Here is a 20,603-nt window from a genome sequence, read left to right as displayed (position 1 = left end):
GTGCGCACGGTCATCGTGCCCGGCAGGTAGCGCTGCCCCAGCGGCATCCGCCCGTGGGCGGGCGAGATCGCGAAGACACCCGCCTGACGGCCGCCCAGGACCTCGGCGAACAGGGCGTTGGAGTCCGGCTCGGGGTGGCAGAACCAGAGCAGGCGCGCGTCCGGGCCCAGCAGCGCCACGGAGGCCTGGTTGGAGAGCATCGACATGCGCTCGATCGGGACCGGCCGCTCGCGAGGTTCGGCGCAACAGGCCCGATGTTCCGGGGCAGCCCCCGTCGCCTCGTGTGTGCCCGCAGCTCCCTGTGTGAGAGTCACCCCGCCGCCTTTCTCCGCGCCTTCGGGTTCGGGGACCACGTCGTCCCGAACACACCGGTTCACTGCCCGGCGGGAAGAACCTAGAACAGGGGTGAACAGGCACACAGCGGGTTTCACCGGACCTTAGGTATCAGCTAAGGGACTCTTAAGGTCCGGGCCCGGTCCTTCCAGGGAAAACCGATTGCCGGGGCGCGAACCCCCGTGGAACGCTGACCTTCCGCACCGCCGAAGCGTGCGCGGAATTCGTGAGCAACAGGAAGAGCGGTCGTGGGCTACGTCGACGTCAACCAGGTGACACACACCCTCCCCGACGGGAGGGTGCTGCTGGACGGGGTGTCGTTCCGGGTCGGCGAGGGGTCCAAGACCGCGCTCGTGGGCGCCAACGGCGCGGGCAAGAGCACCCTGCTGCGTCTGGTGCGCGGTGAGTTCACGCCCCAGTCGGGCGCGGTCACCGTCGACGGCGAACTGGGGGTGATGCCGCAGTTCGTGGGACACGTGCGCGACGCCACCACCGTGCACGAACTCCTGGTGTCGGTCGCCCCCGCGCCGGTGCGCCGGGCCCACGCGGACCTGGAGGCGGCCGAGGGGGCCATGATGCTCTCCGAGGACGAGGCCACGCAGATGCGCTACGCGGAGGCGATCGCCCGGTACGGCGACGCCGGAGGCTACGAGGCCGAGGTGGTGTGGGACCAGTGCTGTGTGGCCGCCCTGGGTGTGGCCTACGAACGCTGCCGGTGGCGGGAGGTGCGCACGCTCTCCGGCGGTGAACAGAAACGGCTGGTGGTCGAGGCGCTGCTGCGCGGACCGGCGCCGGTCCTGTTGTTGGACGAGCCGGACAACTACCTGGACGTGCCCGGCAAGCGCTGGCTGGAGGAGGCGCTGCGCGCCACCCCCAAGTCGGTTCTGTTCGTCTCGCACGACCGCGAGCTGCTCAGCCGGGTCCCCGACCGGATCGTCACGGTGGAGCTGGGCGCGGCGGGCAACGACACGTGGGTGCACGGCGGGGCCTTCGACACCTACCACGAGGCCCGGAGCGAGCGGTTCGCCCGCCTGGACGAGCTGCGCAAGCGGTGGGACGAGGAGCACGCCAAGCTCAGGGCGCTGGTCTCCATGTACAAGCAGAAGGCCTCCTACAACTCGGACATGGCCACCAGGTACCAGTCCGCGCGGACCCGGTTGAGCCGGTTCGAGGAGGCGGGGCCGCCCCAGCAGCAGCCCCGGGACCAGAACCTGCGGATGCGGCTGCGCGGCGGGCGCACCGGCAAGCGCGCCCTGGTGTGCGAGAAGCTGGAGCTCACCGGGCTGATGCGCCCCTTCGACCTGGAGGTCTGGTACGACGAGCGGGTCGCGGTGCTGGGCTCCAACGGTTCGGGCAAGTCGCACTTCCTGCGGTTGCTCGCCGGTGGTGGCGACGACCCCGAGTCCTCGCTGGTCCCGGAGGAGGAGCGGGCCGGGATCGCACCGGTTCCGCACACCGGGCGGGCCCGGTTGGGCGCCCGGGTGCTGCCAGGCTGGTTCGCGCAGACCCACGAGCACCCGGAGTTCCTGGGGCGCACGCTGCTGGACATCCTGCACAGCGGTCAGGGACACCGCCGGGGCCTGCCCCGCGACGAGGCGGGCCGGGCCCTGGACCGCTACGAGCTGGCCCTCAGCGCCGAGCAGCCGTTCGACACCCTCTCCGGAGGCCAGCAGGCCCGGTTCCAGGTGCTGTTGCTGGAGCTGTCGGGAACGACGATGCTGCTGCTCGACGAACCCACGGACAACCTGGACGTGGTATCGGCGGAGGCGTTGGAGGCGGCGCTGGACGCCTACCAGGGGACGGTCCTGGCGGTCACGCACGACCGCTGGTTCGCGCGGGGCTTCGACCGTTTCGTGGTGTTCGGCGCCGACGGTCGGGTGTACGAGGCGGACGAGCCGGTGTGGGACGAGACCCGGGTCCGACGAGCCAGGTAGAGGGCGGGCCGCGCCCCGGCGGCAGGGGCAACATATTCTGGTACAAAACAACAGAAAATGAGAAGAAGGCACCCCATGCCGTATCCCCCAGGCCGCTGGAGCCCCCTGCCGCTGCTGTTCTCCCTCGTCGCGCTCGTGGTCGCGGCCTCCGCCACACCGGCCCACGCCCACCCCAGCGAGGAGTCACCGGGGTTCTACGCCGACATGTTGGACCGCCATGACGGCGTGTTCGTCAGCGAGGAACTCGCCGGTCACCTCGACCGCTGGGAACTCGCCGACGACCTGCGTGCGCGCGTGCACGAGGAGGGCGTGCCCCTGGACGTCCTGGTGGTCGCCCACCCCACCGACGCCGACCTCGACTGGTTGGCCGACGAGGTACACCACATCAGCAAACGCTCAGTCGTGGTGTTCTCACCGCACACGAACCACGTGCACGCCTCGGCTCTGCGCGCGGCGGGGCTTCCCTCGAAGGCCGCGGACTACACGTCCTACACGGGTGCCTACCCTGAGGATCCGCGCGACCAGCTGGACCGGCTGCTGCGTGCCGCCTCCTACTCGGACCTGGACGAACGCACCGCCCGCGCCAGGACCGAGTTCGTCCGGAGTGTCGGAGGGGAACCAGAGCCGGACTCCGTCGCGGCGGGGTTTCCGTCCCAGCGCTGGCTCACCGTCACCTGGCCGTCCTCGGTCGGTTTCGTCGTCAGCGGCGTGTGCGCCGCCCTGGTGGTGGGCGGCGGGGTGACGGTGCTCCGGCGTCGTGGGGCGGGTGCGCGGTGAACCTGCCAAGTCTCCCGGGTCCGGCCTCGGCCCTGGCCTCTGCCCTGGTGGCGTCGGCGCTGCTGACATCCGTACTGCTTCCCGGCACGGCGGCCATGGCGGAAGCCTCGGCCGAGGGGCCGAGCACCGTGGCGGAGATCGAGGACCTGACCCGGGTCGTACGCGTGGCCGAGGAGCTCGCGCGGAATCCGGTCCACGTGAGCCACCTGTTCCCCGGACAGCCCGACGAGAAGGCCCGGCGCGCGATGGAGGCCGAGGTCTCCGAGGCGTTCGACGGTGACGTGCCCCTGTACGTGGTCATGTACGCCGCTCCGCCCACGGACGAGACCGGCGGCCAGCCCACCCTGTTCCTGCACGCTCTGCACGAGGTGAGCGGCGCCGACGGCGTCTACGTGGCGGTGACGACGGACGGCCGGTTGGCCACAGCGGCCTTCGACAGCCCCGTCACCCCCGTGATCGACGATGCGGCCCTGCCGCGCGCCCTCAGACCCGTGGACACCGTCAGCGCCGTCGTCGCCGAGCTGGAGGAGTCTCCGAGAACACCCGTGGAGGCCACGCCGCTCACCCGTGACGCCGTCCCCGACGTGGAGCAGGAGACCCAGCTTCCGACGTCGCGGGCCGGACGAGTGTGGGAACTGGCCATTCCAGGAGCGGTGCTCGGTCTCGCGGTGGCGGGCGTGTACCTGAGGTGGTCCGCCCGGTTCACCTCCCCCGCGCCCGACCAGGTCTCCGGAGCCTGGTTCGCGGTCGCGAGCCGGGGCCCTCGGACACGAGTCCGGGGTCGGCTCGTGCGGGAGCTGCGCTCCCTGCGCCGGGAGTTCGAGGCGACCCCATCGGACCACCCAGGGCTGCCGCGCGCTCGGGAGGCCTACGACGCCGCCGGGCTCATCGCCTCCTCCCGGGGCCTTCCGGTCACGGCACTGGTCTGCGGCCTGGTCCTGGCCCGACACGGTCGGCGAGCGCTCGTCCATCCCTTCGCGAGCGGAGTCCGCTGCCGGAACAACCCCCTGCACTCCCCTGCCACGGAGCGGCGCGACTTCCATATGGACGCCGCTCTGCGCCGGTGGAGGGTGTGCGAGGCGTGCGCGGACACGCCGAACGCCCGGGAGGAGGCCATGTACCTCCGACACGACGGTCGCCGCGTGCACGTGTCCGACATGGACGACCCCTGGGCCGAGACCGCCCTGGACGGCCGGAATCCCTTCGCTCGGGCCCGATCACTGCTGGGAGTCCGACCATGACCCGAACCCTTACGTCCCTGTTCCTCTCGTTGTTGGTCCTGTGGCCGCTGCCCGCCGCGGCCGTTCCGTACTCTGACGAGTACGCCACGAGCCGGATCCTCTCTCCGCTGGTGGTCGCCGAGCACCTGGCCGAGGAGCCCGTCTACGTCCACCCCGACCGGTACGTCAGCACCGAATCGTCGTTGGTGCTGTCCGAGGATCGGGCCCGGGGTCTGAACGACCGCGTCACCGAGGAGCTTCCGGGCGTGTACCTCGCCGTGACCCCCTGGCCCGACGCGCCCAGGTCCATGGGCACCGCCGTGGTCAACCGGAGTGGAGCGGAGGGCACGTTCCTGCTCGTCGGAGACGGTCTCACCGTGATCTCCGTGCGCTCCGAGGGGGACAAGGTCCCCGGCCCCTCCTCGGACACGGTGCGGATGGTTCTGGCGGTGGTCAACCAACGCCCGGACCTGGCCCGCGCCGACCTGGGAGACCGGCTGGACCTCGCCCTGGACCTGCTCGGCGACGAGGAAGCGGCGTTCCGCGAGTACGAGCGGATGTCCTCGGGCGGGGGTCCGGGTGATCGTGCCGTGTCGCTGGCTGTCGTGCTGCTCGCCGCGCTCCCGCTGGTGGGCCTGGGCCTGTGGGCCCTGCGCCGACGCGCGCTCCGACCGGTCCGGGTCGTCCCTCTCTCCGAGGCCGTGGTCGACACGGTGGACTCCGCCGCCCGGGAGGAGCTGCGCCGGGAACTCGCCCGGGACCTGCCCTCGTACGGTCGCAGGGTGGCAGGCTTCAAGGGTCCGCGCTCGCGGGCGGCGAAGGCCCTGGCCGCCTACGAGGCGGCGGCGCGTGTGCTGGACACCGCCGGTGACGTGTCCGACCTGGTCGGGGTGCGCGTACTGCTGGACCACTGCGAAGCGGCGCTGACCGCCGGGCCGTCCCCTCGCCACTGCTTCTTCGACCCCCGGCACCAGGGTGTGAAGGCCCCGGCCAGCCTGCGGGTACCGGCCAGTCCTCGCGCGACGACCGTTCCGGCCTGCCCCGACTGCCGACGCGACCTGCGTGCCCACGTGCCCCCGAGGGCCGTCCTGGACTCCTCCTATGGCCCGCCGACGCCGTACTACGCGGTACCCACGGAGCAGAGTGTGTGGGCGGCGACCGGGTACGGCACGCTCGCTCCCGACCTGGTCCAGCGGGTCCTGAGCGGTGGTCCCCGGGGCTGAGTCCGGGTGTCCGTCGCACGGGTCGGCGGCGCACGCCGGGAGGGCGTTCTTCGTCACGTCGGGGCCCGGTCGTGGAGGTGTCCGCGGCCGGGCCCCGACGCGCGTCCGGGCCCCACCGCTCTCGGGAAGCCCGTGGGGGCGGGAGGTGCGGCGCTCGGCGCGGGCTCGGGAGGAGACCGTCCACCATCGGTGCACACCACACACGGTGACCGGGTCGGAGCCGTGTGATTTTGTGCCTTCCTCCAGTCGAACCCCCCGAATTTGCATGTCATTTCAGATCATCCGATGATTTGGAGCGCGACCGATCCACACCGGAAGGCCCCACCACGATGAAGTTCCCCAAGGGCGGCTCGGACACTGTGTCCGACGGCCGGGCTCCCGACGCCACCGAGCGGCCCGAGGACGAGCGTCCGCCGCTGCGGTTCCTGGTCACCTACGGCATCCAGCACATCCTCGCCCTGTACGCCGGTGTCGTGACCCCGCCGCTCATCATGGCCGCCGCGGTGGGACTGGACCCGTTGGAGACGGGTCTGATCATCAGCGCGGCCCTGTTGGTCGCCGGTCTGATGACACTGGTCCAGACGCTGGGCGTGTGGCGCTTCGGCATGCGCATGCCGCTGGTGATCGGTGCGTCGTTCATCCCCATCACCGCGATGACCGCGATCGGTGAGTCCAGCGGCCTGCCCGCCGTCTTCGGCGCCTCGATCGTCGCCGGTCTGTTCGGCATCCTCATCGCACCCGTGATGGCCAGCCTGATCCGGTTCTTCCCCCCGGTGGTCACCGGCAGCGTGATCACCGTCGTCGGACTCTCCCTGATTCCCGTCGCGATCGGCTGGATCACCGACAACAGCGAGACCGGCGCCCCCTCCGACACGAACCTGCTGCTGGGCGGGTCGACCCTGCTGATCATCCTGGTGCTGTCCAGGGTGCTGCGCGGGGTGTGGGGCCGCGCCTCCATCCTCCTGGGCATGGTGCTGGGCACCCTGCTGGCCGCCGCCATCGGGGCGGTCGACTTCGGCTCGGTCGGCACGGGGCCGGTCTTCTCCCTGCCCACGCCCTTCCACTTCGGCCCGCCGGAGTTCCAGGTCGCCGCGATCATCACGATGTGCGTGATGATGATCGTGATCCTGTCCGAGGGCATGGCCGACATCCTCGCGGTGAGCGCGGTCGTGGGCAGCAAGGTGGACGGACGCCGCCTGGCCGACGGCCTGCGCGCCGACGCCGCGACCGCTGTCGTCGGTCCGCTGTTCAACTCCTTCCCGGGCAGCACGTTCAGCCAGAACATCGGCCTGATCGCGCTCAACAAGGTGCGCAGCCGCTACGTGGTGGCCGCTGGCGCCGTCCTGCTGCTCGTCATGGGCCTCTTCCCGATCCTGGGCCGGGTCGTCGCGATGATCCCCTCCCCCGTCCTGGGCGGTGCCGGTCTGGTGCTGTTCGGTTCGGTGGCGGCCGCCGGGATCCAGACGCTCGGCAGGGTGGACTACGAGGACAACCAGAACATGGTGATCGTGGCCGTCTCGCTCGGCTTCGGCGTCCTGTCGATCGTCTCGCCCGACTTCTTCGCCACCTTCCCGGACTGGGCCACGATGATCCTGCACTCGGGCATCGTCACCGCGACCGCCTCCGCGCTGGTTCTCAACGTGGTCTTCAACGTCCTGGGGGGTAGGGCTCGGCTACAGCGGGCCGAGCCAGCTCCCGTGGACTGAGCCGCGTCACCACCCGGGCGCCACACCGCCGACTACGGACACGGGGCCGGGCCACCACCGGCTCCACCTACGACGGCCGCCAGTACTGGGCCGCCCACATCACCCACGACAACGGACGAGGCGCCTACCGAGTCGCCCACCAGCACGGACCGGCCTCGCGCGAACTCGACTTCGCGCACGCGAGGTGGACCGCAGTGCGCTGAGTGCCGACGATCACTCGGGCCGCGCCGTCACCTCCGCCCAGCGGATGTGGCGGCGCCGCCAGGACGCGTGGTGCTTCCCGAACCCACTCACACGTTCGCTCCCGGGTCGATTCCATGCACTGACCGGTTCGGACAGCGCGAGCTTCACGAGGTTCCTCAAGGTCAGTCCCCGCGAGACGGCACTGCGGGGACTGACCGGCCCACGACGACAACCACGGGGAACCCAGGGAGGGTTTCCACACCCTGGCCCGCCGCTACGGGGCCGAGGACACACCACCGGGTAACGGGAGTCCGCTGGCCGAAGCCAGCCGATCACACGAGTTCCCCCGATCCCGGAAAATGATCCCAGGAAGACCCGGTTCCCACTCACGCACGGTGGACTTCTGGTGCGGGTCGAGGCGCATCCCGGCCCGCGCTTCGTGTTTCACGGGGTCGTGGAACGTTCTGATCTTCGCTCTCGGGGGCCGGGGCCTTCTCTCCGGGAGAACGTGTTCAACTCGTGGACGCGGAGTCGGACAGGCGTTCTCCTTCGGTGGCCGAGGTGACCGATGCCGCGGACCACGACACCCCCAGGGCCCAGCCACCCGGAACGCCAGGGCACCCCGCGTCGAACCGCCGACAGCGACCACCCAACAGGTTCACATGTGCACACATGCGCACCTGTGTGTATTCTGTGGCTCCCGTGCCACCAACCCGAGTGAAAGGCACAAACGTGCTGGGAGTCCTACACAACCGCGCCTACCGACGGCTGTTCTCGGCCCAGCTGATCGCCCTGGTGGGCACCGGCTTGGCCACGGTCGCGCTGTCCCTGCTCGCCTACGATCTGGCCGGTGCCAACGCCGGTTCGGTGCTGGGCACCGCTCTGACCATCAAGATGGTCGCCTACGTCAGCGTGGGCCCGATGGTCGGAGCCCTGGCCGCACGCCTTCCCCGCCGGGCCTTCCTGGTGGGCTCGGACCTGGTACGGGCTGGCGCCGCCCTGTGCCTGCCGTTCGTCGACGCCATCTGGCAGGTCTACGCGCTCATCCTCATCCTGCAGTGCGCCTCCGCCGCCTTCACCCCCGTCTTCCAGGCCACCATCCCCGACGTGCTGCCCGACGAACGCGAGTACACCCGGGCGCTCTCCCTGTCACGCCTGGCCTACGACCTGGAGAACCTGTTCAGCCCCACCCTCGCGGCCGCACTGTTGCTGGCGACCACCTACCAGGGCCTGTTCACCGGTACTGTCCTGGGGTTCTGCGCCTCGGCACTGCTGGTTCTCTCCGTCACCCTGCCCCGCCCCTCCCCGCAGCGGCGCAAGGAGGGCTTCTGGCGTTCCACCACGCTGGGGGCACGCGTCTTCGTCGCGACCCCACGTCTGCGGGCTCTGCTGGCCCTGGACATGGCGGTGGCGGCGGCCACGGCTGTGGTCCTGGTGAACACGATCGTGATCGTGCGCGAGACCCTGGGTCGGGGGGATCAGGAGGTGGCCATCGCTCTCGGCTCCTTCGGGGCCGGGTCCATGATCGTCGCCCTGGTTCTGCCGCGGCTGCTGGACCGGGTGAGCGACCGTGCGGTGATGCTGCCCGCCGGGTTCGTTCTCGCAGCGACGCTGGGCGGCGCCGCGGCGGGAAGCGTCCTGGCACCCGAAGGCCTGCTGTGGCCACTCCTGCTGGCTTCCTGGGTGCTCCTCGGAGCTGGCACCTCCTTGGTGTTGACCCCCTCGGCGCGTCTGGTGCGCCGCTCCTGCACACAAGAGGATCGGCCCGCACTGTTCGCCGCGCACTTCTCGCTCTCCCACGCCTGTTTCCTGCTCACCTACCCCGCGGCCGGTTGGCTGGGTGTCCTCGTGGGGATCCCCACCACGCTGTCGGTCTTCTCGATGGTGGCTCTGTTCGCCTCGGCCGTGGCGGTCCACCTGTGGCGGGCGGGCGAGCCGGGCCCGCTGACCCACCTGCACACCGAGCTCGGACCGGACCATCCGCACCTGGCGGACGCCGAGTGGGTGGGGTCCGGGTACCGGCACCGGCACGAGTTCCTTGTCGACGAACTGCACCCGCGCTGGCCCCGCTTCGTCCACACCACCGCTGACCCAGGCCCCACTGACGCCTAGGATGCAAGGGTGAGCAGCGATGACAAGGCGATGACCCAGAGCCTCTTCCACGAAGACGCCCCCCAAGGCGAACAGCTCTCCGTGGCCGCGTCCGTGTTTCAGATGCTGGCCGAACCCACCCGCCTCCACCTGCTGTGGACCCTGGCACGCGGGGACGCGGACGTCACCACCCTGAGCCAGCACACCGACGCCTCACGCACGTCGATCAGCCAGCACCTGGCCAAACTCCGACTGGCCGGCCTGGTGGTCTCCCGACGGGAGAGCCGCCACATCGTCTACTCCATGCCCGACGGCCACCTGCGTCGCCTGGTACAGGAAGCGTTGAACTACGCCGACCACCAGGTCACCGGAGAACCTCCCCACTCCTGAACCACGATCATCACCGGATCGCTCATCCGCCCACAAGCGCTCGACGCGCCCGTCGACAGGGGCCGCTCCGTCGTTCGCGGAACGGCCCCGGGCCCCGACCGCTCCCGTCCGGGACTACGGACGCAGTAGGACCGGCAGCTCCTTCATGCTGTTGACCACGATGGAGGGGTGGTGCTCCAGCTCCTCGTCCGCGACGGCCAGCCTGAGGTCGGGGAAGCGCTCGAACAGCAGGGGCAGGGCGATCTGTCCCTCCATCCGGGCCAGATGGGAGCCCGGGCACACGTGCGGCCCGTACCCGAAGGAGATGTGGCGCCCCTTCTCCCGGGTCAGGTCGAAGGTGTCCGGGTGCGGCTCCTCGCCGTGCTCGTCGCGGTCGCGGCTGATCGCGCCGTAGGAGGTCATCAGGGCCTCGCCCTTGCGGATGGTCTGCCCGCCGAGCTCCACGTCCTCCGTGGCGAACCGGAAGATCATGTTGGAGGTGGGCGGGTCGAAGCGCAGGGTCTCCTCCACCACCGTGTCCCAGCCGACCCGGCCCTCCTTGACCAGGTCGAACTGCTCGGGGTGGGCCAGCAGGGCGCGCACGGCGTTGCACAGCAGGTTCACCGTGGTCTCGTGCCCGGCGGCCACGACCACCTGGAGGGTTCCGCGCACCTCCAGGTCGGTGAGGGCGTCACCGTTCTCACCGGCGTTGAGGAGTTCGGTGGTCAGGTCCTCGCCCGGGTTGGCGCGCTTGTCCGCGATCATGCCCTCGTAGTAGCGCTCCAGGGTCGCGTAGGTCTCCAGGAACTCCTCGGGACCGGTGACCGCGCTGAAGAACTTCACGTACATGTCGCGCAGGTAGCCGTGTTCGGCCGCGTCCACGCCGTAGAGCTCACCGATCACGCTCATGGGGAGCTTGAAGGCGAACTCGTTCTTGAGGTCCAGCGGCTCGTGGGCCCCGGTCTCCAGACCGTCCAGCAGCTCCACGGTCAGGTCGTGGACCCGGGGGCGCAGGCGCTCCACGCTGCGGGCCGAGAAGGCCTTGGCGGTGAGCAGGCGCAGGCGCTTGTGCTCGGCGCCGTCGGTGCCCAGGAGATTGGTGGGGGTGGGCGGGATGGTGCTCATCAGCGGCCACGCTTCGGGGATGCGACCCTTCTGGAAGTCGTCCCAGTGGGCGATGTCCTTCACCAGCCGGGGGTCGGTCAGCGCCGCGCGCGCGGCCTCGTGCCGGGTGACGGCCCAGGCGGTCACCCCGTCGGGCAGCTCCACGCGGGTGACCGGTCCGGCGGCGTGGAGGTACTCGCGTTCGGCGCGCAGGTTCTTGACGTAGGGGTCCAGCGTGACGATTCCGCCGGATCCGTGCTCAACGGGACAGGACATCGGTGCACTCCTCGGGTCGGTACGGGGGATGGTGGGGTACGCGGGGATCGGGGGCACTCGGGGGCCGTCGCGGTCAGAGGACCCCGTACGGGTCGGTCGGTGTGAAGGTCACGGGCAGGGAGGCGACCCCTCGCACCCATGGGGAGGGGCGCCAGCGCAGGTCAGCGGCGGGAACGGCGAGTTCGATGTCGGGGAGCCGGTCGACCAGCACCTCGACACCGGTGACGGCGATGATCTCGGCGATCTCCCGGGCCGGGTAGGGGCACTGGTGGGGCCCGTGCGAGAACGACAGGTGGGCCTGGCTGCCCCGGTCACCGATCCGGCCCGCCGTGGAGCGCACGAGCGGGTCCCGGTTGGCGCCGGATATCCCGAGGAGCACGAGGTCTCCCTGGCGGATGAGCTGGCCTCCCAGCTCGACGTCGTGCGCGGCGAAGCGACCGGCGTGGATCTGGGTGGGGGTGTCCTCCCACAGGACCTCGTTGAGAGCCTCCTGCACGCTGTTGCGGGCGCCGGCGATGGACGCGCCGAACCGGTCGTCGGTGAACATCAGCCGCAGCGCGTTGCCCAGCCACTCGGCGGTCGGCTGGTTGCCGCCGCCCAGCAGGACGATGAGCTCCGGGACCGCCTCCTCGTCGCTGTACCCGGCGGGGTGGGCGAGCAGCCGGGAGACCACGTCGGGCCCGGGGCTGGCACGGCGGTCCGCCACCAGCTCACTCATGGCGGCCATCAGTGTCTGCTGGGCGACCATGGCGTCGGGGCCGCCGTCGATCATGGTGTTCATGTTGTCGGCGAGGTGGTCGCCTCGCACGTCGTCCAGCCCGTACATCCAGCTGAGCACGAGCGCGGGCAGCCGTGCCGTGTACGAGGTGCGCAGGTCCGTGCCCTCGGTGGCGCAGAAGGCGTCGATGAGCCGGTCGGCCATGCGCGCGGTGGTGGTGCGCAGCTCGTGCAGGTCGGTGCCGGACAGGGCGTCGGTGAGCGCACCGGTGCGGCGGCGGTGCTCGGCCCCCTCGGTGTAGAGCACCGACGGCAGCTGGATCACCATGGGCAGCATCGGCCAGTCGGCTGGGACCAGGTGCCACGCGTTCCAGCGGCTGGAACTGCGCGCGAACACGGTGGTGTCGTTCATCACCTGGTGCAGTTCCCGGTAGCCGACGACCAGCCACGCGGGGATGTCGCCCTCCATCCGCACGGGCACGACCGGCCCGTGTTCGGACCGCATCCTCTCGTAGAGACCGCCCGGGTCGGACTGGAACTCGGGTCCGTACATCCGGACGGGGCAGCCGGTCATCGGGGACCTTCCGTGATCAGGGAACGCACGTGTTCCACCAGGGCGATGAGCACCTTCTTGGCCGAGCCGCGCTCTCGGGCGTCACAGCGCAGCAGGGGGATGCCCGGGTCCAGGTCCAGGGCGGTGCGGACGTCCTCGAGGGAGTGCTCGGACTCGCCGAAGTCGTTGTGCGCCACGACGAAGGGCGTGCCCTGGTCCTCCAGGCGGTCGATGGCGTAGAAGCAGTCCTCCAGACGCCGTGTGTCGACCAGGACGACCGCTCCCAGCGCGCCGGTGAACAGTCGGTCCCACAGGAACCAGAAGCGTTCCTGTCCGGGAGCGCCGAACAGGTAGAGGACCGAGGTGGCGTCGAGGGTGATGCGGCCGAAGTCGAAGGCGACGGTGGTGGTGCGCTTGCCCTCGACCCCCTCCAGGTCGTCGATGCCCGTCCCGGCCCGGGTCATGGTCTCCTCGGTGGTCAGCGGGCGGATCTCGCTGACGGAGCTGACCATGGTGGTCTTGCCGACCCCGAAACCGCCGACCACGGCGATCTTCAGGGCCTGTTCGGTACTGTCCGCCAGCGGGGTCACCTGCTGGTCGGTGTGAGCGGGTTCAGAGGTTGTGGAGTGCAACGAGCACCTTCTCCAACACGTCCGGGGAGGCCAGGGGGCGCGCCGGTGAGGGCGCCGGGGCCGGGTGGCGGGCGCTCACCCGGCCGGTGTCGAGGAGGTCGGTGAGCAGGATGCGTGTGACCGCCACGGGCAGGCGCAGGTGCGCGGCGACCTCCACCACCGCCATGGGGCTCACGCACAGGCGCAGGATGGCTGCGTGCTCGGACTGCATCCCGGGGACGGGCGCGCTCTCCGTGACGATGAGGGTGACGGCGTCCAGGGACTCGTCGCCGCCTCGGCTGCGGCCCGAGGTGATGATGTAGAGCCGGTCCGGGCTCTCCCGTCGGTACGGGCTCACTCGGCTTCGGCCCCGGCTCGGGACGGCGTGGTCAGGTGCTCACCCATCTGCTCGACCAGTTCGTTCATGTTGTGGCCGACCAGACCCGGTTCGGCCTCCCCGTTGGTGATGACCGCCAGGTGTGTGCCGTGCCCCGCCTCGACGATGAAGAGGAGACCGCCGTAGAACTCGGCCATGGCCTGTCGGACCCCGCCCCGGCCGTCGCCGAACTCCACCGAGGCGCTGTGCGCCAGGCTCTGCACCCCCGCGGCGATCGCGGCCAGGTGGTCGGCGCTGTCGTTGCCCAATCCTGAGGTGTGGCACAGCTTGAGGCCGTCCCGGGAGAGCACCAGCGCGTGGCGGGTGCCGGGGGTGCGTTCCAGCAGGCCTTCGAGCAGCCAGGTCAGCGTCTTGAGGTCCATCATGCTTCCTTCGGTGAGTCGGTCGTCTCCTGGCCGCGCACGGCGGAGCGGAACGCGCCGAACCCCGTGGAGGGAGTACGGGGCCCGGCCTCCTTGGGGGCGGGCCGGTTGCGTTCCGCCGCCGCGAGGGACTGCCCCCGGCGACGCATCGGCAGCCCGCTGTCCGCTCTGGGGGCGGGGGCCGTGTCGGCGGGAGGGGCCGCCGTCTCGCGGGAGGAGGGCTCGGGAACGGTGATCGGCTGTGCGGGGACGCTGGCGGGCAGCGGTTTGACGATGCGCTGCGGCAGGAGCAGGACCACGGCTGTGCCTCCCCTGGAGGAGGAGCGGAAGGAGACCTCGAGACCGTAGCGCTGGGCGATACGGCCGACGACCGACAGTCCCAGGCGGGTCCCGGAGATGGTGGTGATGTCGAGGCCGTCGCGGACCGCAGCGCGGGCCCGGCGCAGCGCTTCCTCACCCATGACGAGGCCGCCGTCCTCGACCATGACGGCGATGCCTGCCTGCACCTCCTCCACGTGCACGTGGACCTCGGCGGTGGGCGGGGAGAACTTGGCCGCGTTGTCGAGGATCTCGGCGAGGGCGTGGATGACGCCCTCGGCTGCGAACCCGGCGACCGCCAGGTTGGTGACACTGTGGGTGCGCACCCGCTGGTAGGCGCCGATCCGGCCCATGGCTCCGCGCAGGACGCTCTCCATGGGGATGGCGCGGCCCCAGCGACGCCCCGACCGCGCACCGGTGAGGATCGCGATGCTGTCGGCGACCCGGCCGGTCTGCGCGGTGGTGTGGTCCAGTTGCATGAGGTCGCCGAGGACGTCGGTCCCGGCGTCGCCGTCGCCGTGGCGTTCCTGCATGCGGCGCAGGTCGGCGAGCATGGTGGTGGACAGCGCCTGGACCCGTCCCGCGGCGGTGGCGCAGGCGGCCATGGCGGCGGAGCGGCGGCGCTCGGAGGCGGAGACCTCGGCGGCCACGCTCCGCAGGACGGCGGAGATCGCGGGGTCCGCGACGTCGGGCATCCGGTGCAGGACGGTGTCGGCGGAATCGCCGGACCGCAGCTGCTCGACCATGCGGGGCAGGAGCTCTGCGGAGAGCGCGGCAGTCTGGGAGCGGGCCGTGTCCACCCGGGCGCGGAGCTCGGCGACCTGACGGTCCCTGCGTGCCAGGAGGAGGGCGAGGACGAGGATCAGCGCGAGCGCGACCCCTCCAGCAGCCAGGACCGGGACCCATGCGTCGGGTCGGGTGGCCCAGAGCGCCCACCCCCAGGCTGGCAGGGCCGGTACCAGGACGAGCAGCCAGCGCGGGGCGGTCGAGCCCACTGGCGGCGCTCCGTCGGGACGGGGGGTTTGGTCAGTCATGGCGCTCCATGTCCGGACACGTCCTCACTATTTACACACGCCTAAGAGCACGCCGATCGGGCATCATCAGCCCACGTGCACTGTTGTGTTACATAGGCGGCGTTAAGGTCTTCAACCTGCCCTTTGTTCACACAGCGAGCAAAGATACCACCTGCCCCAACCGGCTCCCATGCCAGAACAATGACGAATACCTGAGTTAACCGACAAAGTCAGTGATACCGCCCGGGGGTCCATACAACTCCACACCGGACCGGGAAGCGGCCATCCGGGGAATCGGCACAGAACACCGAACGAAACCGAAGAACCTTTCCTGAACTGCGCGAACGCGCGAATACGGAACTGTCCGAAAACCCGCCGCCGCCAACCACCGCGACTGGCAACAGCGGTGAACCGGGTGCCCCGCGACGGCATGACGGGCTGGCGGTGTGGAACCCGGGATCGGGTGAGTCGGAGTGGAGGCGGGGACTTCGAAGGCCGCACGTTCGGAGTGGTGCAGGTCACCGCCACCGGACGGGCCCGGCGGGGCGGGCCCTCACGGTTCGGGCGGGCTCCCGCGTCCGCCGAGGAGGTTCGACCTCAGGTCAGTGGGGAATCTTGACGTGGACCGACGCGTTACACCCCGCGAGACCGCACAAGCGCCTGGAGGCACCCACACGATGGCCGAGCGAGCACTTCGCGGCACACGGCTCGGGGCGACGAGCTACGAGAACGACCGCAACACCGACCTGGCTCCCCGGCAGGAAGTCACCTACGACTGTACCCGGGGTCACCGCTTCTCGGTCACCTTCGCGACCGAGGCCGAAATCCCCGCCGAATGGGAATGCCGTTTCTGCGGCGACCGCGCACTGCGCCGTGACGGCGGCGGCGAGGAGCCCAAGAACACCAAACCGGTCCGCACCCACTGGGACATGCTGTTGGAACGCCGCAGCATGGAGGACCTGGAAGAGGTTCTCGCCGAGCGGCTGGAACTGCTCCGCGCCCGTCGCCGTGAAGAGGCGGCGAAGGTCGAGGAGATCGCCAAGCAGCGGCAGAGCGCCTGACCCTGGGACGGCCCGACGGCCTGCCCCACGACGGATACGGGGGCGGTGGACATGGTCCACCGCCCCCGTCGTCGTGTCCGGGAATCGAATTTCGGGAAAGGCCCGGTCAGGCCCCGGTACCGAAGGGGTCCTGGGTGTGGCCCACGAGCTCCTTGACCGACCCGATCACGCGGGTGGGCCGGTACGGGAACTGGTCGGCGGTGTCGCGTCCGGAGATGCCCGAGAGCACCAGGACGGTCTGGAGACCGGCCTCCAGGCCGCTGAGCACGTCGGTGTCCATGCGGTCGCCGACCATCAGGGTGTTCTCCGAGTGCGCCCCGATCCTGCGCAGAGCCGACCGCATCATGAGGGGGTTCGGCTTGCCCACGAAGTAGGGGCGGCGGCCGGTGGCCTTCTCGATCAGCGCGGCGACCGCGCCGGTCGCGGGCAGCGGACCCTCGGCGCTGGGCCCGGTCTCGTCGGGGTTGGTGGCGATGAACCGGGCGCCGTTGCGCACCAGGCGGATGGCGCGGGTGATGGCCTCGAAGCTGTAGGTGCGGGTCTCGCCCAGCACCACGTAGTCCGGGTCGCGTTCGGTCATCACGTAGCCCACGTTGTGCAGGGCGGTGGTCAGACCCGACTCACCGACCACGTAGGCCGAGCCACCGGGGCGCTGGGTCTGGAGGAACTGGGCCGTGGCCAGCGCGGAGGTCCAGATGGACTCCTCGGGGATGTCCAGCCCGGTGTTGAGCAGTCGCGCCCGCAGGTCGCGCGGGGTGTAGATGGAGTTGTTCGTCAACACCATGAACGGGGTCCCCTGCTCGCGCAGCTCCGCGATGAGCGTGTCCGCTCCGGGGATCAGGTGCTCCTCGCGTACGAGCACGCCGTCCATGTCGAAAAGGTAGTTCCACTCGTTGCTCACGTGCCCATTGTGCAGGTACGGACCACTAAGGCGCTATTCCTACCGGCCGGTATCCGCGTGTTGGGCGCTTGAGACTGCTCACACCGGTCACACCGGGGGCCAGGGGACGGAGGGCCAGTCGGGAGCGGGGTAGGGGTGGATGCCGTGGTGGATGAGAAGGTCCACACGGGTCCGCACAGCGTAGACCTCGGGGCCGGTCAGGTGGCTGGCCAGCGCGACGCCCAGGGGGTCGTCCGGGTCGCGGAGGCGGGTCCGCAGCGAGGCCAGTGCGATCAGCGCCTCGTCTGTCAGGGGCAGCCCCTGCCACTGCCACAGGACGGTGCGCAGCTTGTAGTCCTCGGCGAAGGACACCCCGTGGTCGCAGCCGTACAGGTGCCCCTCGGGCGTGGGCAGCAGGTGGCCGATCTTGCGGTCCGAGTTGTTGATCACCGCGTCCAGGACAGCCATCCGGCGCAGACCCGGGTGCTCGGTCTCCCGGGAGAGCGCGACGAGGTCGACGGTGGTGTCCCCGTGCACCCACAGCTGCGCCATGCCCTCCCCGTAGGGGCCGTCCCGGTGGACGGTGGGCGGCACGACGGACCACCCGAGCGCCTCGGAGACCGCGTGGGCCGACACCTCCCGACCGGCGAGCGTGCCGTCCGGGAAGTCCCACAGCGGCCGCTCCCCCGCCACCGGCTTGTACACGCACACGGCCGACCGGGTGCCGTCGGAGACCGTGCAGTAGAGGGTGGCGTTGGAGGCGGCGGTCAGACGGCCCTTGACGGTGATCTCGCCCCGGCGCAGCAGATCCAGTCCCTCGGCGGGGGTGAGCCCGCCGAAGGCCGCCGTGGCCACCGTGGGGGGCGGGTCCGCGGCGGTGGGGCAGCCGGTGGTGTCGTCGTCCACGAGGTCCCTCAGACGAGACGGTCCGGGCGGTAGCCGTTCTGGCGCGCGCAGATGTGGCCGTTCGGGTCCAGGGGGCGTCCGCAGAGCGGGCAGTCGGGGCGACCGGCGGAGACGACCTTCAGCGCGCGGTCGGCGAAGGCGCGCGCCTCGCCGGGGCTGAGGTAGACGCGCAGGACGTCGCGGTGGGCGGGGGCCTCCTCGGCGAAGACCTCCAGCTCCTCCTCGTCGTCGTCCTCGACCAGCTCCTCGGTGGCGGTCTCGTCGATCTCCTGCGCCTCGATGATGACGCGGGCCGCCTCGGCGTCCCAGGCCAGCGCGAGGGTGCCCACCCGGAAGTCCTGCTCGATGGGCTGTTCCAGCGGACCGTCGTCCTCGGGCGGGGCCGCGTCGTCCGGTGGCGCCCCGAAACGGCGGTGCACCTCTTCCAGCAGCTCCTCGATTCGGGTGGCCAGGGCCTCCACCTGGGCCTTCTCCAACACGACGCTGGTGATACGACCCTCACCGACGGCCTGGAGGAAGAAGGTGCGTTCCCCAGGCTGACCCACGGTTCCGACGACGAACCGTTCCGGCGGATTGAACTGAAAGACGGGCATGAACAGCACCCTAAGGGATGACGGTGACACGGTGCGATACGGCCGCGTTCCGGGGTCGTGTCCTGGTCGGGCCCGGGCCGACGACGCCGACGGCGTCCCGCGTCCTCCCCTCCCCGCACGGGGTCCGCGGGGCGCACGCCGGTCAGTCGTCTCCGGGTACCCGGCCCGCCCCGCCGCCGACCGCCGCGTCCCCCCGGGTCTCCGCCGCCGTGGGCAGGGCCCCGGCCAGGGGTTCGCCCGTGTCGTTGAGCTTGTTCAGGAAGGGCCGGGTCCGGGTGTAGGTGATGGAGGTGACCGAACACGGGTCCACGCGCAGGCGCTGGAAGAGGTCGAGGTGCATACCCAGGGCGTCCGCGATGATCGCCTTGATCACGTCGCCGTGGCCGCACACCACGTACACGGGTGGGGCGGAGCCGGGCGAAGCCTGTTCGAGCAGTCGGCCGTTCCAGTCGCGGACGGCCTCCACGGCCCGGGCGGAGGTTGTGGCCAGGGCCTCGCCGCCGGGGAAGCGGGCCGCGCTCGGGTGGTCCTGGACCACCCGCCACAGGGGTTCGGCGGACAGGTCGGTGAGGGTCCGGCCGGTCCAGCTGCCGTAGTCGCACTCGACGAACCTGTCGTCGGTGGTGACGGTGGTGCCCAGCCGCTCGGCGACGGCCTCGGCCGTCTCCTGGCAGCGTTCGAGCGGGCTGGACACGAGCGCGGCGGGGGTGAGCCCCGCCAGCCGTCCGGCCAGGCGGGAGGCCTGGTCACGACCCACGTCGTTGAGGTGGATGCCGGGGGCGCGACCGGCCAGGCGCGGCCCGGTGGCGTCGGTCATTCCGTGGCGGACGAGCAGGAGGGTGATCGCCTCGGGCGCGGACGCTCCGCCTGGTGCGTCCCGGTGCCCGGCGGGGGTGTCGGCTGGGGTGTCAGCAGGTGTGGCCATGGCACCAGGGTAGGTCGGCCACGGCCTTGGGGCGGGCCACCGTGACCGGTGGCCCGCCCCAAGGGTCGGAACGTCCTGGGGTGTCCGAGAGCGGGACTGGAACGGGGCGGGTCGGCTAGCCGACTCCGGCTCCGCCCTCCGGGGCGAGGACGCCCGTGGAGACCAGCACGATGATGAGCACGCCCAGGGCGATGCGGTAGTAGACGAACGGCATGAAGCTGTGCGTGGTGATGAACTTCATCAGCCACGCGATGACCACGTAACCGATCACGAAGGCGACGAGGGTCCCGACGATGGTGGCGCCCCAGCCCGCGTACTCGTTGCCGCCGATGTCGAGCATCTTGTACAGGCCCGAGGCGAACACGGCGGGCATGGCGAGCAGGAACGCGAACTCGGCGGCAGCCGGTCGGGAGAAGCCGAGCAGACGGCCACCGGTGATGGTGGCGCCCGAGCGGGAGACCCCGGGGATCAGCGCGAGCGTCTGGAACAGGCCGAAGGTCAGGCCCCGGCCGAGCGTGAGGTCCTCCAGCTCGTTCTGTTTGCGGGCGAAGTGGTCGACGGCGCCCAGGAGGAGGCCGAAGACGATGAGGGTCAGGGCGATGAGGCGCAGGTCCCGGAAGACGCCCTCGATCTGGTCCTCGAAGAGCAGGCCCAGGACACCGATGGGGATGGTGGCGAGGATGATGTACCAGCCCATGCGGGCGTTGACGTCGGCGCGAAGGTCCCGGTTGACCAGGGAGCGGCACCACACGGAGATGATCGCCCACACCCGTCTGCGGAAGTACACGACCACCGCGAGTTCGGTGCCGATCTGGCTGACTGCGGTGAAGGCCGCTCCAGGGTCGGACCAACCGAAGAAGGCCGCGAAGACGCGCAGGTGGGCGCTTGAGGATACTGGCAGGAACTCGGTGAGCCCTTGGATGAGGCCGAGAACGACCGCCTCGAAGATGGACACTCGGTACGGACTTTCGTGACGGGTCCGAGCCCACCGGGGGCACGGACACGAACCAGATGGGGTGACGGCCCGGACGGCCCGCGCGACGAGAGGTCG

General features: G+C 70.7%; 20 protein-coding genes. 8 read left to right on the top strand and 12 right to left on the bottom strand.

What is annotated here, in order from left to right:
- On the bottom strand, positions 1-206 hold a 206-nt coding region (locus tag D452_RS0118300), incomplete at its 3' end, for a trehalase-like domain-containing protein (RefSeq protein WP_026129448.1).
- A 375-nt stretch (positions 207-581) separates the two neighbouring features.
- Between D452_RS0118300 and D452_RS0118295 the strand changes: the two genes are divergently transcribed.
- The 7 genes from D452_RS0118295 to D452_RS0118265 all read left to right on the top strand — a co-directional run bounded on the left by D452_RS0118295 (position 582) and on the right by D452_RS0118265 (position 9,857).
- Positions 582-2,267, top strand: coding sequence for an ABC-F family ATP-binding cassette domain-containing protein (locus tag D452_RS0118295; RefSeq protein WP_017545596.1), 1,686 nt, complete (start codon positions 582-584; stop codon positions 2,265-2,267).
- Positions 2,268-2,342: 75 nt separating this feature from the next.
- Positions 2,343-3,044 (top strand): hypothetical protein, encoded by a 702-nt coding sequence (locus tag D452_RS28580; protein ID WP_017545595.1) that lies wholly within the window; start codon positions 2,343-2,345, stop codon positions 3,042-3,044.
- Positions 3,041-4,285, top strand: coding sequence for a hypothetical protein (locus D452_RS0118285; protein ID WP_017545594.1), 1,245 nt, complete (start codon positions 3,041-3,043; stop codon positions 4,283-4,285). The genes D452_RS28580 and D452_RS0118285 overlap by 4 nt, the downstream gene beginning before the upstream one ends.
- Positions 4,282-5,487 (top strand): hypothetical protein, encoded by a 1,206-nt coding sequence (locus tag D452_RS28575; RefSeq protein WP_017545593.1) that lies wholly within the window; start codon positions 4,282-4,284, stop codon positions 5,485-5,487. Before D452_RS0118285 ends, D452_RS28575 begins: the two co-directional genes overlap by 4 nt.
- A 329-nt stretch (positions 5,488-5,816) precedes the next feature.
- On the top strand, positions 5,817-7,193 hold the full coding sequence (locus D452_RS0118275; protein ID WP_017545592.1) for a nucleobase:cation symporter-2 family protein: 1,377 nt from the start codon (positions 5,817-5,819) through the stop codon (positions 7,191-7,193).
- A gap of 915 nt (positions 7,194-8,108) precedes the next feature.
- Positions 8,109-9,488, top strand: coding sequence for an MFS transporter (locus tag D452_RS0118270; protein WP_017545591.1), 1,380 nt, complete (start codon positions 8,109-8,111; stop codon positions 9,486-9,488).
- A gap of 9 nt (positions 9,489-9,497) precedes the next feature.
- Positions 9,498-9,857, top strand: a complete 360-nt coding sequence (locus D452_RS0118265; RefSeq protein ID WP_017545590.1) for an ArsR/SmtB family transcription factor — start codon at positions 9,498-9,500, stop codon at positions 9,855-9,857.
- Between the two features lie 114 nt (positions 9,858-9,971).
- Here D452_RS0118265 and D452_RS0118260 read toward each other — a convergent pair whose 3' ends face one another.
- The 6 genes from D452_RS0118260 to D452_RS0118235 all read right to left on the bottom strand — a co-directional run bounded on the left by D452_RS0118260 (position 9,972) and on the right by D452_RS0118235 (position 15,208).
- A complete protein-coding gene (locus tag D452_RS0118260) occupies positions 9,972-11,216 on the bottom strand; it encodes a cytochrome P450 family protein (RefSeq protein ID WP_017545589.1) in 1,245 nt (414 codons plus the stop codon).
- A gap of 73 nt (positions 11,217-11,289) precedes the next feature.
- The gene (locus D452_RS0118255) at positions 11,290-12,507 is read right to left on the bottom strand and encodes a cytochrome P450 (protein WP_017545588.1); all 1,218 of its coding nucleotides are present in this window, start codon (positions 12,505-12,507) and stop codon (positions 11,290-11,292) included.
- Entirely contained in the window at positions 12,504-13,118 is a 615-nt protein-coding gene (locus D452_RS0118250) for a GTP-binding protein (RefSeq protein ID WP_026129446.1), read from the bottom strand. Before D452_RS0118250 ends, D452_RS0118255 begins: the two co-directional genes overlap by 4 nt.
- On the bottom strand, positions 13,099-13,455 hold the full coding sequence (locus D452_RS0118245; protein ID WP_017545586.1) for a DUF742 domain-containing protein: 357 nt from the start codon (positions 13,453-13,455) through the stop codon (positions 13,099-13,101). Before D452_RS0118245 ends, D452_RS0118250 begins: the two co-directional genes overlap by 20 nt.
- A complete protein-coding gene (locus D452_RS0118240; RefSeq protein ID WP_017545585.1) occupies positions 13,452-13,856 on the bottom strand; it encodes a roadblock/LC7 domain-containing protein in 405 nt (134 codons plus the stop codon). Before D452_RS0118240 ends, D452_RS0118245 begins: the two co-directional genes overlap by 4 nt.
- The gene (locus D452_RS0118235) at positions 13,856-15,208 is read right to left on the bottom strand and encodes an ATP-binding protein (RefSeq protein WP_026129445.1); all 1,353 of its coding nucleotides are present in this window, start codon (positions 15,206-15,208) and stop codon (positions 13,856-13,858) included. Before D452_RS0118235 ends, D452_RS0118240 begins: the two co-directional genes overlap by 1 nt.
- Before the next feature lie 656 nt (positions 15,209-15,864).
- Between D452_RS0118235 and D452_RS0118230 the strand changes: the two genes are divergently transcribed.
- Positions 15,865-16,248, top strand: coding sequence for an RNA polymerase-binding protein RbpA (locus D452_RS0118230; RefSeq protein WP_017535724.1), 384 nt, complete (start codon positions 15,865-15,867; stop codon positions 16,246-16,248).
- Positions 16,249-16,354: 106 nt separating this feature from the next.
- Here D452_RS0118230 and D452_RS0118225 read toward each other — a convergent pair whose 3' ends face one another.
- The 5 genes from D452_RS0118225 to D452_RS0118205 all read right to left on the bottom strand — a co-directional run bounded on the left by D452_RS0118225 (position 16,355) and on the right by D452_RS0118205 (position 20,507).
- Positions 16,355-17,119, bottom strand: coding sequence for an HAD-IIA family hydrolase (locus D452_RS0118225; protein WP_017545583.1), 765 nt, complete (start codon positions 17,117-17,119; stop codon positions 16,355-16,357).
- 117 nt (positions 17,120-17,236) lie between these two features.
- Positions 17,237-17,983, bottom strand: a complete 747-nt coding sequence (locus D452_RS0118220; protein ID WP_051061326.1) for an SCO1664 family protein — start codon at positions 17,981-17,983, stop codon at positions 17,237-17,239.
- A gap of 59 nt (positions 17,984-18,042) precedes the next feature.
- Entirely contained in the window at positions 18,043-18,627 is a 585-nt protein-coding gene (locus D452_RS0118215) for a DUF3090 domain-containing protein (protein WP_026129443.1), read from the bottom strand.
- Between the two features lie 142 nt (positions 18,628-18,769).
- The gene (locus D452_RS0118210; protein ID WP_026129442.1) at positions 18,770-19,552 is read right to left on the bottom strand and encodes an MSMEG_4193 family putative phosphomutase; all 783 of its coding nucleotides are present in this window, start codon (positions 19,550-19,552) and stop codon (positions 18,770-18,772) included.
- Between the two features lie 115 nt (positions 19,553-19,667).
- The gene (locus tag D452_RS0118205) at positions 19,668-20,507 is read right to left on the bottom strand and encodes an undecaprenyl-diphosphate phosphatase (protein ID WP_017545579.1); all 840 of its coding nucleotides are present in this window, start codon (positions 20,505-20,507) and stop codon (positions 19,668-19,670) included.
- Positions 20,508-20,603 lie beyond the last annotated feature (96 nt).

It is taken from the genome of Nocardiopsis prasina DSM 43845, assembly GCF_000341265.1.
Classification (GTDB): Bacteria; Actinomycetota; Actinomycetes; order Streptosporangiales; family Streptosporangiaceae; genus Nocardiopsis; species Nocardiopsis prasina.
The sequence above is the reverse complement of the archived record's forward strand: the minus strand, read 5'-3'. Positions and strand labels throughout refer to the sequence as shown.